Annotated in this window: 13 protein-coding genes; 11 read left to right on the forward strand and 2 right to left on the reverse strand. The window is 44.7% G+C overall.

What is annotated here, in order from left to right; translation table 11 throughout:
* Positions 1–842: 842 nt before the first annotated feature.
* The 3 genes from ACTO17_RS10245 to ACTO17_RS10255 all read left to right on the forward strand — a co-directional run bounded on the left by ACTO17_RS10245 (position 843) and on the right by ACTO17_RS10255 (position 4,279).
* On the forward strand, positions 843–1,628 hold the full coding sequence (locus ACTO17_RS10245; RefSeq protein WP_482557862.1) for a sigma-E processing peptidase SpoIIGA: 786 nt from the start codon (positions 843–845) through the stop codon (positions 1,626–1,628).
* Between the two features lie 12 nt (positions 1,629–1,640).
* Complete coding sequence (gene sigE, locus ACTO17_RS10250; protein ID WP_172539572.1) at positions 1,641–2,381, forward strand: RNA polymerase sporulation sigma factor SigE; 741 nt, start codon at positions 1,641–1,643, stop codon at positions 2,379–2,381.
* Between the two features lie 302 nt (positions 2,382–2,683).
* Complete coding sequence (locus tag ACTO17_RS10255) at positions 2,684–4,279, forward strand: MBL fold metallo-hydrolase RNA specificity domain-containing protein (protein ID WP_482557863.1); 1,596 nt, start codon at positions 2,684–2,686, stop codon at positions 4,277–4,279.
* On the opposite strand, the gene sigG is transcribed toward ACTO17_RS10255, so the two are convergent.
* Positions 4,251–5,054 carry an RNA polymerase sporulation sigma factor SigG gene (gene sigG / locus ACTO17_RS10260; protein ID WP_172539565.1) on the reverse strand — a complete coding sequence of 268 codons (804 nt, stop codon included), beginning with the start codon at positions 5,052–5,054 and terminating at the stop codon, positions 4,251–4,253. The genes ACTO17_RS10255 and sigG overlap by 29 nt on opposite strands.
* Positions 5,055–5,470: 416 nt before the next feature.
* On the opposite strand from sigG, the gene ACTO17_RS10265 reads away from it, so the two are divergent.
* Both ACTO17_RS10265 and ACTO17_RS10270 read left to right on the forward strand, forming a co-directional pair.
* Positions 5,471–6,046, forward strand: coding sequence for a hypothetical protein (locus ACTO17_RS10265; protein WP_482557864.1), 576 nt, complete (start codon positions 5,471–5,473; stop codon positions 6,044–6,046).
* A complete protein-coding gene (locus ACTO17_RS10270) occupies positions 6,043–6,198 on the forward strand; it encodes a hypothetical protein (protein ID WP_482557865.1) in 156 nt (51 codons plus the stop codon). Before ACTO17_RS10265 ends, ACTO17_RS10270 begins: the two co-directional genes overlap by 4 nt.
* Here the strand turns inward: ACTO17_RS10270 and ACTO17_RS10275 are convergent.
* The gene (locus ACTO17_RS10275) at positions 6,164–7,057 is read right to left on the reverse strand and encodes an AraC family transcriptional regulator (RefSeq protein ID WP_482557866.1); all 894 of its coding nucleotides are present in this window, start codon (positions 7,055–7,057) and stop codon (positions 6,164–6,166) included. The genes ACTO17_RS10270 and ACTO17_RS10275 overlap by 35 nt on opposite strands.
* Before the next feature lie 166 nt (positions 7,058–7,223).
* Between ACTO17_RS10275 and dapF the strand changes: the two genes are divergently transcribed.
* The 6 genes from dapF to ACTO17_RS10305 all read left to right on the forward strand — a co-directional run bounded on the left by dapF (position 7,224) and on the right by ACTO17_RS10305 (position 14,436).
* The gene (gene dapF, locus ACTO17_RS10280; protein WP_482557867.1) at positions 7,224–8,072 is read left to right on the forward strand and encodes a diaminopimelate epimerase; all 849 of its coding nucleotides are present in this window, start codon (positions 7,224–7,226) and stop codon (positions 8,070–8,072) included.
* Between the two features lie 164 nt (positions 8,073–8,236).
* Positions 8,237–10,006: an arginine--tRNA ligase gene (gene argS / locus ACTO17_RS10285; protein WP_482557868.1), complete on the forward strand. Its 1,770-nt coding sequence runs from the start codon at positions 8,237–8,239 to the stop codon at positions 10,004–10,006.
* Positions 10,007–10,039: 33 nt separating this feature from the next.
* A complete protein-coding gene (locus ACTO17_RS10290) occupies positions 10,040–11,050 on the forward strand; it encodes a LacI family DNA-binding transcriptional regulator (protein ID WP_482557869.1) in 1,011 nt (336 codons plus the stop codon).
* A 324-nt stretch (positions 11,051–11,374) separates the two neighbouring features.
* A complete protein-coding gene (locus tag ACTO17_RS10295; protein ID WP_482557870.1) occupies positions 11,375–12,670 on the forward strand; it encodes an ABC transporter substrate-binding protein in 1,296 nt (431 codons plus the stop codon).
* 63 nt (positions 12,671–12,733) lie between these two features.
* Positions 12,734–13,567, forward strand: a complete 834-nt coding sequence (locus tag ACTO17_RS10300) for a carbohydrate ABC transporter permease (RefSeq protein ID WP_172535307.1) — start codon at positions 12,734–12,736, stop codon at positions 13,565–13,567.
* Entirely contained in the window at positions 13,567–14,436 is an 870-nt protein-coding gene (locus ACTO17_RS10305) for a carbohydrate ABC transporter permease (protein WP_172535308.1), read from the forward strand. The genes ACTO17_RS10300 and ACTO17_RS10305 overlap by 1 nt, the downstream gene beginning before the upstream one ends.
* Positions 14,437–14,563 lie beyond the last annotated feature (127 nt).

The following is a 14,563-nucleotide window of genomic DNA, read 5'->3' on the forward strand; positions in this document are numbered from 1 at the left end:
GAGGAAGGACCGGACTGAATTGCCTGGTTTTCAAAAAGCGTTTCTAAAATTCCATTTTTAGAAACTGTTTGCTATATGTTTGAAAGGGATTTTACCTGAGGGCGGGGAATTGTAGATTATAATTGGGAAATTGCTGAGGATATTACAAAAAATAAGATTTACATATGATTCTGAGCACGTTTTTTATTCACAGCAGAAATATTTTTCAAAATCCAGGCAATTCCGGCCTGTCTTTCCTCTAAGCAGACGATTTACGGGCGTATTTAGCGAAAGTGAAATCCACTGCTTACGGAGACTTGGAAAGGAAGGTTTTCCTGATTTCCTTAGTACTACAGCGAATAATCTATATTTCGATACACAGGAACTACCGGATTGCCCTTTGGCTAAGCAAACGGTTCCTGGGCGTATTGTGTGGAGGCGAAATCCACTGCTTACGGAGTCTTAGGAGTGACGGCTTTCCGGAACTCTTTAGACGCAGTTAGCAGTTAGTTCGCCAAAACGCTGCCCAGTTTGTGTGTCAAAGGGCAATCCGGTAGTACCGTCCGTATCCAAATATAAAACGTTCGTTGCAGTATCAGCCGCAGTTCGCAGTTAGTTCACCGCATCCCTGCCCGGTTTGTGTGAGGAAGGACAGGCCGGAATTGCCGTCTGTTTTTTTAAAATTTTCTCCGTGCTGAATTCAGCCTGCTGTTACCCCCTCCAAACTGATCTCCATTTCTGAAAACATCCCTCCTTGTCGTTTTCTGTAAAAGAATTTTCCCCAAAGCGGACAACAGTTTGACAAAAAAATCTTCCCCTTCCGTTTATACTGTATTTGTCGATATTCGGAAAGGAGGGTGTAGGTGAACTATGAACTATATGCAGACGTGTGGTTTCTGACAAATTTTACCATGGACAGTACAGCGCTCTGGATTGCAGGAAAGCTTATGAAGCAGCAGATTCGGGCAGGGAGGCTGTTATTGGGAAGTTTTGCGGGAACGGCTGTTTCCATGCTCCTTTTTTTTGTATGGGATGATTATACCTGGTATCAAATCTGTGTACATTTTCTGGTAAATCCCGGAATGGTATTTCTATGTTACCGCAGCAGGAAGAAAAAAGAATTTCTCAGTCAATACGCTGTTACTTATCTGGCATTTATCCTTCTGGGAGGCGCATTGGAATGGCTTATGCAGAGTACGTCAGGAAATGTGCACTTTGTATGGTATCTTTTAGGCGCGCTGCTGATTCTTGCAGCGGCAGAAAAAATGCTGGGATATTTAAAAAGAGAAAAAGAGACCGTATATGACCTTCTTCTGATTACCGGGGAAGGGAATATTTCTGTAAAGGGTTTTTATGATACAGGCAATCTGCTGACAGACCCTCTGGTAGGCAGGCCGGTACATATTATTAAAAAGGAAATTTTAAATGAACAGGTACAGCAGGGAAAGCTGCCGGTGCGGCTGATTCCCTATCATTCTCTGGGACAGGAATCGGGGCTTTTGGAGGCGGTTACCTTGGAGGGAATGTATATTATGCAGGAAAACCATCCGCTGTATCTGAAAAAGCCTGTGTTTGGCATGGCGGAGGAAAAACTGTTCCAGAATGACAGATGCGATGTGATATTAAACGGAAAAAGTATGGAGAGTTAAAGGAGGACGATGATGTATATAAAAATCACAATACCGCGGCATTTTCAGTTAAAGCTGATCCCGAATATCAGGAATCTGCTGTTATTGAAAAAAGGGGATATCCACTATATCGGAGGCGCGGAAATTCTGCCGCCGCCGCTGGAAACGATGGAGGAAAACCGGTGCATCCAGATGCTTGCCGGAGATGAGTCAGAAAATGCCAGAAGCGTGCTGATTGAGCATAATCTGCGTCTGGTGGTATACATAGCCAAGAAATTTGACAATACGGGAATCGGTGTGGAGGATTTGATTTCCATTGGCACCATAGGTCTGATAAAGGCAATCAATACCTTTAATCCCACCAAAAACATCAAGCTTGCCACCTATGCTTCCCGGTGCATTGAAAATGAAATCCTCATGTATTTAAGGCGGAATAACAAAACCAGAATGGAAGTATCCATTGACGAACCCCTGAACGTGGACTGGGATGGAAATGAGCTTCTTCTGTCAGATATTTTAGGAACAGATGAAGATATTATTTATCGGGATATCGAAACAGAAGTAGAGAAGAATCTTCTGAAAAAAGCAGTGGCAAAACTGTCAGACAGGGAACGCACCATTGTGGAGCTGCGGTTCGGTTTAAACAGCCCTCAGGGCGAGGAAATGACACAGAAAGAAGTGGCAGACCTGCTCGGAATTTCCCAGTCTTATATTTCCCGTCTGGAAAAAAAGATCATGAAACGCCTAAAAAAAGAAATCGTAAAATTTGAGTAGATGTGGTATAATTTATCATGAGGAGGGACCCAGCTTTGCTGGGAGGAGACCTGATGATTCACATCACGGCTCCCGAGATATTTATCATGAGGAGGGACCCAGCTTTGCTGGGAGGAGACCTGATGATTCGTCCGGAACCCAGCTCCGCTGGGAGGAGACCTGATGATTCGTCCGGAACCCAGCTCCGCTGGGAGGAGTCCTGACGATTCGCATCACAGCCAATCCCCCCCTTAATGATATTTTAAAAACATAATAAATCTTTATTTTACACATATATATTTTTACACAAAGGAGATGGTAATTTGAAGCTTGAATTTTTGGGAGCAGCCCATGAGGTAACCGGAAGCTGTCATTATGTTATGATGGGGGATGTGCATCTTCTGGTAGACTGCGGCATGGAGCAGGGGCCGGATTTGTATGAGAATCAGGAGATTCCGGTGAAAACAGCCGAAATTGATTATATTCTGATTACGCATGCGCATATTGACCATTCGGGCCTGCTGCCGCTATTGTACAGCCATGGTTTTCGGGGGAAAGTCTATGCCACCAGAGCAACGACAGAATTGTGCAATATTATGCTGAAGGATTCCGCCCACATTCAGATGTTTGAAGCGGAATGGCGGAACCGGAAAGGACGACGTGCGGGAAAACCCCAGGTGGAGCCTATGTACACAATGGAGGACGCCATCGGAGTACTGGATCATTTTATTCCATGTGAATATGGGGAGATTATTACGCTGTGTCCGGAAATTACGATTCGGTTTGTGGACGCCGGTCACCTGCTTGGATCTTCCAGTATTGAGATTTGGGGGACGGAAGGGGATAAACAGGTAAAACTGGCATTTTCCGGCGATATCGGCCATGGAAATAAGCCGTTAATCCGCAATCCTCAGTATATCCGGGAAGCGGATTATGTGATTATGGAGTCCACTTATGGGGATCGTCTGCATGAAGATCCGCCGGATTATGCAAGAGAACTGGCAGCTGTGTGTCAGGAAACTTTTGCCAGAGGAGGCAATCTTGTAATTCCTGCTTTTTCCGTAGGAAGAACTCAGGAAATGCTGTACTTTTTCCGGAAAATAAAAACGGAAAATCTTTTGCCGGAATTTTCTGATTTTGAAGTATATATTGACAGTCCGCTTGCAGTAGAGGCAACCAGTATTTTTCACAAGAATGTGCGGGAGTGTTTTGATGACGAAGCATTGGAATTGGTACGCAAGGGAAAGAATCCCATTCGTTTTCCAGGGCTTAAGGTGGCAGTTTCCAGTGAGGAATCCAAGATGATAAATTTCATCCAGAAGCCCATTGTGATCATTTCAGCTTCCGGTATGTGCGAGGCCGGAAGAATCCGCCATCATTTGAAACACAATCTCTGGCGTGAGGATTCCACCATTCTTTTTGTGGGATATCAGGTGCCGGGAACTCTGGGCAATATTCTTCTGAACGGCGGAAGAGAAGTAAGGCTGTTTGGCGAAACCATTGAGGTACGCGCAAAGATTAAAAATCTGGCCGGAATCAGCGGCCATGCGGATCAGCAGCATCTTCTGGAATGGGTGAAAGCATTCGGAGAGACGCCGAAAAGGGTATTTGTGGTACACGGTGAAGATCGTGTCTGCGATACTTTTGCATCCCTGATTTCCAGAGAAACCGGGCTGGAGGCCACAGCGCCCTACAGCGGGGATGTTTATGATTTGGAAACGAATCTTTGTCTGGCTCAGGGAAGCAGGGAAAAGAAAGTGCGCAGGACGAAAGAACGCGTCGTTTCCAACGTGTTTGCAAGGCTTTTGGCGGCTGGAGAACGGCTGCTTGCCCTCATCCGCAAGTCCGAAGGGCGTCCCAACAAAGAGCTTGGAAAATTTGCAGATCAGATTAACTCTCTCTGCGATAAGTGGGAGTAAGAGACAGATAATTTTTCATATTTTTTAAGGCAGATTTTTCCAGTCTGCTGACCTGGGCCTGGGAGATGTGGATTTCTTCAGCCACTTCCATCTGGGTTTTACCCTCAAAGAAGCGAAGCTTGATGATATAATTTTCCCGTTCATTCAGCCGTTTCATGGCATCGCTTAAAGAAAGCTCTTCCACCCAGGTTTCTTCTTTGTTCTTTTTGTCGCTGATCTGATCCATCACATAGAGGGTGTCGCCGCCGTCTGTGTAGACTGGATCATAGAGGCTGACCGGGCATTGAATGGCGTCTAAGGCAAATACGATATCCTCTTTGGGAATCTCAATTTCCTTGGCAATATCTTCTATTGTGGGTTCTCTGGACAGTTCCTTGGACAACAGCTCTCTTGCGTGGATTGCTTTGTAAGCTGTATCTCTGAGAGAACGGCTGACCCGGATAGAATTATTGTCCCTGAGATACCGCCTGATTTCGCCGATAATCATGGGAACTGCATAAGTGGAAAATTTTACGCCGATGTCAGGATTGAAATTGTCGATGGATTTTATTAATCCAATACAGCCGATTTGGAATAAATCATCCACATTTTCATTACTGTTGGAAAATCTTTTGATTACGCTTAAAACAAGGCGGAGATTGCCCTTAATGTAAGTTTCCCGCGCCATTTGATCCCCTGCTTTTATGCGGGAAAACAAGTCGCTTTTTTCTTCTTCTTTTAATACAGGGAGTTTTGCTGTGTTGACCCCGCAAATCTCTACTTTATATGCAGCCATGATGCTACCTCCGGAAAGTTTGATGTAATTAGTCTAGCCTGATGCGCTAATTCGATGTATTAAAAGAATGCACGTAATTTGCCACTTTTATTCAACAAATTTTCGTGGTATAATTTATCATGAGGAGGGACCCAGCTTTGCTGGGAGGAGACCTGATGATTCGTCCCGTACCCAAATTCGCTGGGAGGAGCCCTGATGTTTATCATGAGGAGGGACCCAGCTTTGCTGGGAGGAGACCTGATGATTCGTCCCGTACCCAAATTCGCTGGGAGGAGTCCTGATGTTTATCATGAGGAGGGACCCAGCTTCGCTGGGAGGAGACCTGATGATTTTCCCACCCCCCCTGGCTCCCCTTTTCCCCAAAAGGTTCCCCCAGGGCCACATTTCATAAAGAAAAATTTTATGGGAGAAAGATTATGAAAGATGCAATAGATAAGAGAAATGACAGAGAAAGAATTGCAAGAAGCATTGTAAAACGCAGAAATATCGTATATACCAGTCAGGCAGAACTGGATCGGAGACGTCAGGAAGAAGCCCAGAAATTAAAACAGGACAGAACCGAAGCCGCAGAACAGCTGGTGAAGCAGTTTAAGGACGAAGCCAAGAAAAAACAGGCCATGGAGATTGAGCGGCTGTTGGCGGAACAGGCTATGTTGGAGAAACAGCTGGAAACAGGAATGGACGCTACCGGAAAGAAGCTTATGGATGATGTTACCCAGGAAAGAGTAGAGGCGATTTTAAGTGAGAAAAGCAAACAGCTGGAAAGTATTATATCTGCCAACGCTGTACAGGTGGAGCAGAAAGCCGCTCCGGTGGAAGTACCTGTACCAGAAGAGAATCTGCTCCATGAGTCCGCAGGAGAAGCAGAAGCTGCGCAGCACATTGTATCGGCTGCTGAAGATGGCAGTTTGGATGGTGAAACAGATGGTGAGCCGGGCGTTTCCGCGGAAGAAGCCGGTAGTTTGCAGGAAGAAGGTGTAACAGCAGAATGATGAACGAGACAGCTGTAAGAAAACAGCAGGCAGAAAAACCGCCCCGGGAGACTCAGAGGGAACAAATGCCTCTGAGTGAAACCTGGTCCCAGGACGCCCAGGATGAACTGGAAGATTTTATTGAGCAACAGGGAATTTATATCCGTCAGTAGCAGAAAGTGAAAAAGTTTTCGGAGAGATCCCGTAAAATTTCCGGAAAGCCCGCAGAAAAGTGGAATAATCTGAGAAACCGCATAGGGCGGCGGCTTTCAGGACAGGGGTGCCTCCCCGCATCAGATCCGCAGAATGTAACAGACGTTTCTGCTGGACATAACTGTGCAGGGTATAGCCGGTGGTCTCTTTAAATTTGTGCATTAAATAATATTTGCTGACATAGAAGCGATCTGCCAGGGATTCATTGGATAAATCTTCGCCCAGATGGGTATTGATATAAGTTAAAATCTCTGTAATCTGCTGATCATAGCGGGAAGCGGAAGCATCTAACTGGTATGTTTCAGGGAGAAACACCCGGTTTAAATAGACCATAAACTGCAGAAAATAAGAATGACTTAAGAGTTCATGGCCGAATTCCCTGCTTTCCAGAGAAGATTCCAACTGTTGGAGCAATGTCTGGATTTCTGTCTGCAGCGCAGGGTTCAGCCGGATCAGATTAAAACTTTTTTTCGTGGTGGCGGTAAAGCACTGGGTCAGATCACAGGCATGATCCGCCTGGGCTTTGATATAGTCCGGCTGCAGCCACAAAACTACCCGCTCATAGGTGGTTTCCGGGTCGATCACAGGCTTGTGAATGTCATGATGGTTAATGAGCAGGATATCCCAGGGTTTTAAGTCGTAGGCTTTTCCTTCCACCAGATAGGTGACATTGCCTGATAAAAATATAATAATTTTATTGAAATCATGATAATGGAATTCAAATTCCTGATTCTTTTTGTCCTTCAGATGAAACAGACGAAAGTTCTGATGAAGGTATCCCGTCTGCATCTCATTGCTGATTTGTGATATATCTTCCATAATGACCTCCTTTTTATTTAATATACCGCATTTTTTGCAATATTTCAAGCAATTTATTCTCTATGATATGCAAAAAGAAAGAGTTAAAATAGGATCAGAATGAAAACGGAACTTCAGGCATAGTCTGAATGGAGAGATTGCGGCAGGCAGAGAAAGGGTGAACGGTATGGAAAAAAATATCACAATGAAAAAGTATCACGGGCTTGGAAACGATTATCTGGTGTTGGACCCCAATAAAAATGATTTGGAGCTTCAGACACGGAATATTGAGCGCCTTTGCCGAAGGAATTTCGGCGCAGGGGCGGACGGCCTTTTATACGGGCCTCTGATGGAAGAAGGCAAAATAAAAGTGCGGATTTTCAATTCCGATGGATCGGAAGCAGAAAAAAGCGGCAACGGCGTGGGAATTTTTGCAAAGTATCTGTTGGATGAAGGATATGTGACGGAGCAGAAATTTATCCTGAATACATTGGCGGGAGATGTGGAAATTGAATTTGTGGAACCAGGCGGCAATGTGATGCGGGTGAATATGGGAAAACCTGCCTATGCAGGCAAAGAAATGCCTCTGGCGGGACTGGAGGGAGAGATTGTGAATGCCCATTTAAGGTTCCACGACAATGATTATAATACCACCTGTCTGTCTGTGGGAAATCCCAATTGCGTGATTATGATGGAGGAGGTAACTCCCCGAAAAGCAAAAGAACTGGGGCCTTATGTGGAGAGTTCGGACTTTTTTCCTAATCGGATGAATATGCAGCTTTGCAAAGTGACAGATCGGGAGAATATTGCCATTGAGATTTATGAACGGGGCGCAGGCTATACCCTTGCCTCCGGCACAGGCGCCTGCGCATCAGCAGCTGCAGCCAGGCGGATGGGACTGGTGGATGATAAAGTGACGGTGCACATGCAGGGCGGCGATTTGCTGATTGAGATGGAGGAGGACGGAACTATCTTTATGACTGGAAGTGTGGGGAGTGTGGGAACATTTACCCTGGCAGAGAATTTTTTTGCATAGTTGAACTGAAAAATATAGCGATAGGACTAAAGTATCATTAGAAATCGAAAAAGTGGGTGACATTTTACCCACTTTTTGTTATTATATATAAATAAGAAGAAAGAGGCAATTCCCAGGGTGTCAGAGGGGATTGCAGAAGAACTCAAGAGCAACAGGAGAGAACGATGGAAAAGATATTAGACATTATCAGCAAAGAAGTTATGGAAGCAATGAAAGCCAACGGGTATGAAGAAAAATACGGCAAAGTAACCTTGTCGAACCGGCCGGATCTCTGTGAATATCAGTGCAACGGAGCTATGGCAGCTGCAAAGGAGTATAAATGCGCTCCCTTCCTGATTTCTGACAAGATTGCACAGAGCCTGGCGGGAAACAGAATTTTTGCGTCTGCGGAATCGGTGAAGCCGGGATTTTTGAACCTGAAGATCCATCCGGAATATCTGGCGGAATATCTGCGGGAAATGGAATCTGACCAAGAGCGTCTGGGCTGTGAGAAATGCAAAGCGCCTAAGACGATTATGATAGATTACGGCGGGCCCAATGTGGCCAAGCCGCTGCACGTGGGGCATTTGCGTTCGGCGATTATCGGGGAGAGCGTGAAACGGATCGGCAGATTTATGGGCCATAACATGATTGGAGACGTGCATCTGGGAGACTGGGGGCTTCAGATGGGGCTGATTATCACAGAACTGAGGGAACGGAAGCCGGAGCTTGTGTATTTTGACGAGAACTACCAGGGAGAATATCCCAAAGAGCCCCCCTTTACCATTTCAGAACTGGAGGAGATTTACCCAACAGCCAGCGGAAAATCCAAAGAAGACGAGGCCTATAAGGAAGCGGCTATGACTGCCACTTATGAACTGCAGCACGGAAGGAAAGGGTACGGCGCATTGCTGAACCATATTTTAGACGTATCTGTCAGCGATTTGAAACGTAATTATGAGAACCTGAACGTATCCTTTGAGCTCTGGAAAGGGGAATCGGACGCACAGCCCTTTATTCCGGACATGGTGCAGAAGATGAAAGACGATGGTTTTGCCTACATCAGCGAGGGGGCGTTGGTGGTGGATGTGAAGGAAGAAACGGATGCCAAGGAGGTTCCTCCCTGTATGATTCTCAAATCAGACGGAGCATCTCTTTACAATACAACAGATCTTGCCACCATTGTGTGGCGGATGAAAGACTATCATCCGGACGAGATTATTTATGTGGTGGACAAACGGCAGGAGCTGTATTTTACCCAGGTATTCCGCTGCGCAAGGAAAACCGGTCTGGTGAAGCCGGAAACAGAATTAAAGTTTCTGGGGTTCGGCACCATGAACGGCAAGGACGGCAAACCTTTCAAAACAAGGGAAGGAGGCGTGATGCGTTTGGAACATCTGGTATCGGGGATTAATGAGGAGATGTACCAAAAAATTGCGGACAACCATACGGTAGAAGAGACAGAAGGGAGGGAGACAGCCAAGGTAGTGGCTCTTTCAGCCATTAAATACGGTGATTTGTCAAATCAGGCTTCGAAGGATTATATTTTTGATATTGACCGTTTTACTTCTTTTGAAGGAAATACAGGCCCCTATATTTTATATACCATTGTAAGGATTAAGTCTATTCTGAGAAACTATCAGACAGAGAAATCCTTACCGGAGCAGGCCCGGATTCTTCCTGCTCATTCTGACAGTGAGAAGGCTCTGATGTCAGAACTCAGCAGATTTAACGGTATGATGGAAAATGCATTTGCCGAAACTGCGCCCCATAAGGTCTGCGCCTATATTTATGATCTTGCCAATGCCTTTAACCATTTCTATCATGAGACCAATATTATGAAAGAACAGGACGAAATGGTTCAGGCGGGGTATATCAGATTGTTAGAGCTGACTAAGCGGACGCTGGAGATTTGTATTGACGTGTTGGGATTTGAAGCGCCGGAACGGATGTAGTATTTTTCCACTGGCAGGAATTCGGGGGATATTATGATTACAATTAAAGAAATTGCATCAATATTGGGTTTTAGTCCAACGACAGTATCAAATGTTGTGAATGGGCATACAGAAAAGATGTCAAATACGACCAGGCAGAAAATTGAAGAGGCGCTGATCCAGTATGGGTTTCAGAAGGCAGTCCATCAGGAAGAGCACGGTAAGGCATTAAAGCTGATATCTGTGGATTTCTTTTTAAGTTCGAAAGAAAATGTTTTTATGGACCCCTTCTGTTCGGAACTGCTGAATGCAATTTGCATTAAACTGCAGGAGTCCGGCAGGTATCCGGTATGCGGAATTCCAAAAGAAGAGGCAGAAATTTGCCGTAAGCTTCAGGCACGTAATATTGAGGGCGGGATCGTAGTGGGGTTCCATCCCTGGGAGTGTGAAGACTTTGTAAAAAGAGCGGGAAAGCCGGTGGTTTTTGTAGACTGCGGCGAGGGGAATTATGACAATGTGGGAATTGCTGATTATAAGGGCGGCAGGGAAATTACGGAATATATGCTGAAACAGGGGCATCGCAGAATTGGGTTTTTCTGTGACAAAAAAAGTCCGGTGTCAAGTACCTTTGAGCGGTTCCGGGGCTATTGCGACGCTCTGGAAAGCTATGGGATTGCCTATAACAACAGGGATTATTATTATCTGCCGGACGATCGTCATGCCAGACGGGAAGCGCTGCGCAGTTTTGCCCATAACGCCAAACAGGAAGGATATACGGCGGTTTTTGTAGTTTCGGATCTTCTGGCCAATGAAGCCATCAGTATTTTCTTTGGAGAAGGGCTTAAGGTGCCGGAGGATATTTCGGTGGCGGGATTTGACGATAATGTATATGCCAGGCTGAGCCGCCCGATGCTGACCACAGTCCGCCAGTTTGTGGCAGAGAAGGGAGAAGAGGCGGTGAAGCTGTTGATGCAGCGGATTAAAGGGGAAGAAATTGTCGCCAAATCTTTTAAACTGCCGGTGGAGCTGATCGTCAGAGAAAGCGTGAGAAATATCAGCGGGTAACTGGCAGAAGATACGCAAAAGAGAAGTTATGATAAGAAACAGACAGAGGACAGAACAGTGATCTTCTGTCTGTTTTTGCGTGAATTTTGGTAAGAATGATATGCCGGAAGCGGCCATAAGGCCGAATGTCCTGTTTGGGGAAAATAAAATATTTATTAAGAGAAATTTTTTGTATAAATTATACATAAATTATTTCTAAAATTTGTATAAAAAATTGGTTATGCACATAATATATTGCAAAACAAAACATAACAAAATAAAATCAAGAATACAAAAAGCAAGGTTCTAACAGAAAATTTGTTGAAAAAGACGAGGAGGTAGAAAATGGCGAAGAGAAAGAAAAAATTAATGGCATTATTCCTTGCTGTGACAACTGTCTCAGGGCTTTTGCTTGGTGGCTGCGGCAGCAAGAATGACGATGCGGACGGGAAGGTAGTGATTGAACTGGTGCATTACAAGCCAGAGGCGGTAGACGCATTTGAAGCCCTGGAAGAAAAGTTCAACGCAACTCACGACAACATCAAGCTGGTGATTGATTCTCCCAATGATGCCATGGTAATTTTAAAGACCAGATTTATCCGTGAGAACAACCCTGACATTATCGGGATTGGCGGAGACATCAATTATTCCAATTTCCTGGATGCCAAAATGTTAATGGACATTTCCGATTTTGATGGCCTTGCGGACATCAAAGAAAATTACCTTGCTACTAATAAAGATTTGGAATATGTTCCCCAGGAAGGTGTTTATGCCGTGCCTTACATGGCGAATGCGGCAGGTGTGCTCTACAACAGGGATATGTTTGAGGAGCATGGCTGGCAGATTCCCACCACATGGGAAGAGTTTAACGAGCTTTGCGAAACCATACAGGCAGAAGGAATCCAGCCTTTGTATTTCGGATATAAAGATACCTGGACCTGTCTTGCGCCGTGGAACGCAATTGCAGTAAACTTATGCGCAACCGATATTGCATATCAGGTGAACAGCGGCAACGCTACATTTTCAGAAGCATATAAAGAAATTGCAGTGAAAGATAAAGAACTTCTGAAATATGGACAGTCTGATCCGGTGGCTTTCAGTTATAACGATGCCTGTACGGCGTTTGCAAGAGGACAGTCAGCCATGTACGTGATTGGTAACTATGCAATTCCTCAGATTAAATCCGTAAACCCGGATATGAACATTGATTCATTTGTGTTCCCGGCAAGCAGCAATGCAGATGAAAATATTCTGAATTCCGGTAACGATTTGATGTTCTGTGTGATGGAAGATTGCGAGCACAAAGAGGAAGCCTACGAAGTATTAAGATTTCTGTTAGAAGATGAAAATGTTCAGGCATATCTGGACGATCAGAGTGCAGTTCCCTGCAAGAAAGGTGACTTTACCATTGCGCCGGAGTTGGACGGCATGAAAGAGTACATAGAGAATGGAATTGTTGCTGACTATCAGGACCACCATTATCCTACGGAGATGGCAGTGGACGCTATGATTCAGACATATCTGTTTGATAATAAAGACAATGCGCTGGACACATTCCTTACCAGATTTGACAAAGAATGGGTTAGATACAACAAGGATATTATCAGTAAAGTAAAAGAATATCAGGAAAAGGGGGAATAGACCGTGGGAAATGAAGGAAAGAGAGATAAATTATGGACTAAAAACGATAAGGTTTTTCTTGGGATGCTGATTCCTGTGTTGATTCTGTTCTTCCTTTTTAATACCCTTCCGCTGTTGAAAGGCTTCTATTACGGCCTTACCAACTACAGAGGATACGGCGATTACGATATGGTAGGTCTTAGAAACTTCCAAGATTTGTTTACAGACCTGCGTGTAGGAAAATCTTATCTGTTTACCTTTAAGTATGCAGTAGTTATGACCATTTTGGTCAATCTTATCAGTTTAATCCTTGCTTTGGGATTAAATCGTGAAATACGGGGAAAAAGTGCGTTACGAGGAATTTATTTTGTACCGAATATATTGGGAGGACTGGTTGTAGGTTATATCTTCAGCTTTGTATTTACATACATCCTTCCGGCAGTGGGAGAAGCAACCGGAATCGGTTTTCTCCAGAACAGTATGCTTGCAAGCACCAAAACCGCATGGTTTGCCATTGTGATTGTAGGTGCATGGCAGGGAATTGCAATGAATACGATTATTTACATATCAGGACTGCAGACCGTTCCGGCGGAAGTTTATGAAGCGGGAATGATTGACGGCGTCAGCGGATGGAAAAAATTCTGGAACCTTACCTTCCCGTTGATCCTGCCGTTCTTCAGCATTAACCTGGTGCTGTGTATGAAGAATGCGCTGATGGTATTTGACCAGATTATGTCCTTGACAAAGGGTGGTCCGTCCCAGAGTACAGAATCTATTTCTTACCTGATTTACAACAATGGTATGAGCGGCGGACAGTTTGGATTCCAGAGTGCGAATGCATTTGTATTCTTTATCGTGATCGTAGTAATTTCGTTCCTGCAGATGAGATTCTTAGGAGGTAAGGAGGAGCAGTTATAATGGGAAAAAAAGGAACCAAAGGAAGCGAAGGAGCAGTCGGCGGCAAGACCGTAAATAATGTGATCAATATACTGTTGGCAATTGGCTGTCTTACCATATTATTTCCTATTTATATGACAGTGATCATTGCATTTAAGAAGCCTTCAGAAATGACAAATGACGTGGCAGGAGCATTGGGCTTTCCATCCAGCTGGAGTTTCAGCAATTTTGCAGAAGCAATGCGGGTAACGGATTTCTGGCGTTCCCTGGGCAACAGTTTGCTGCTTACCGGAGCAACGGTAATCATCTGTATCTTACTGCACTCTCTGGCAGGTTATGTCATTGGAAGAAAAATGGCGAAGCTGAAAGTGTTTAAAATATCCTATTTCTATATTGTAAGCGGTATGTTTGTACCTTTTGCAGTACTGATGATGCCTCTGGTAAAACAGACTTCTCAGATGGGAATTGCAAACCGGTTTGGCGTTATCGTGTTGTATGTGGTGTTCTTTATGCCTATGAATATTATGTTGTATTCCGGATACCTGAAAAATATCCCTATGGCATTGGAGGAAGCAGCCTGTGTGGATGGTGCGGGCATATGGCAGACTTACTGGAAAATTATTTTCCCGAATATGAAACCCATGCATGCAACCGTGGCAGTGCTTACCGCTATGAGCACATGGAATGACGTTATGACTCCGCTGGTTATTATGTCAGGAAGCGACGTGAATACCCTTCCGTTGGCACAGTTGAATTTCCAGTCACAGTTCGGAACCAACTATAACCTGGCGTTTGCATCTTATCTGCTGGCATTGCTGCCGATTCTGATTTTCTACATTGTATGTCAGAAGCAGATTATCAACGGTGTAGTTAACGGAGCCGTAAAATAATTCTTGTTTTACAGTGAATGTGCATGCTGTGCAGCCTGCCCCTGGGCGGGGCCCGCAGCCATTCACCCTGGGAAAGCTTTTGTTTTCCAGGAAAAGAAATATAAAGGGTAAAAGTTCAGCCATAGCC

The sequence above is a fragment of the Petralouisia sp. genome (assembly GCF_056822245.1).

Excerpts from the sequence above, each read along its gene's own strand:
- sigE (WP_172539572.1), top strand. The coding sequence starts at position 1,641 with ATGTATATAAAAATCACAATACCGCGGCATTTTCAGTTAAAGCTGATC.
- sigG (WP_172539565.1), bottom strand. The coding sequence starts at position 5,054 with ATGGCTGCATATAAAGTAGAGATTTGCGGGGTCAACACAGCAAAACTC.
- ACTO17_RS10265 (WP_482557864.1), top strand. The coding sequence starts at position 5,471 with ATGAAAGATGCAATAGATAAGAGAAATGACAGAGAAAGAATTGCAAGA.
- ACTO17_RS10270 (WP_482557865.1), top strand. The coding sequence starts at position 6,043 with ATGATGAACGAGACAGCTGTAAGAAAACAGCAGGCAGAAAAACCGCCC.
- ACTO17_RS10275 (WP_482557866.1), bottom strand. The coding sequence starts at position 7,057 with ATGGAAGATATATCACAAATCAGCAATGAGATGCAGACGGGATACCTT.
- dapF (WP_482557867.1), top strand. The coding sequence starts at position 7,224 with ATGGAAAAAAATATCACAATGAAAAAGTATCACGGGCTTGGAAACGAT.
- argS (WP_482557868.1), top strand. The coding sequence starts at position 8,237 with ATGGAAAAGATATTAGACATTATCAGCAAAGAAGTTATGGAAGCAATG.
- ACTO17_RS10290 (WP_482557869.1), top strand. The coding sequence starts at position 10,040 with ATGATTACAATTAAAGAAATTGCATCAATATTGGGTTTTAGTCCAACG.
- ACTO17_RS10295 (WP_482557870.1), top strand. The coding sequence starts at position 11,375 with ATGGCGAAGAGAAAGAAAAAATTAATGGCATTATTCCTTGCTGTGACA.
- ACTO17_RS10300 (WP_172535307.1), top strand. The coding sequence starts at position 12,734 with ATGCTGATTCCTGTGTTGATTCTGTTCTTCCTTTTTAATACCCTTCCG.
- ACTO17_RS10305 (WP_172535308.1), top strand. The coding sequence starts at position 13,567 with ATGGGAAAAAAAGGAACCAAAGGAAGCGAAGGAGCAGTCGGCGGCAAG.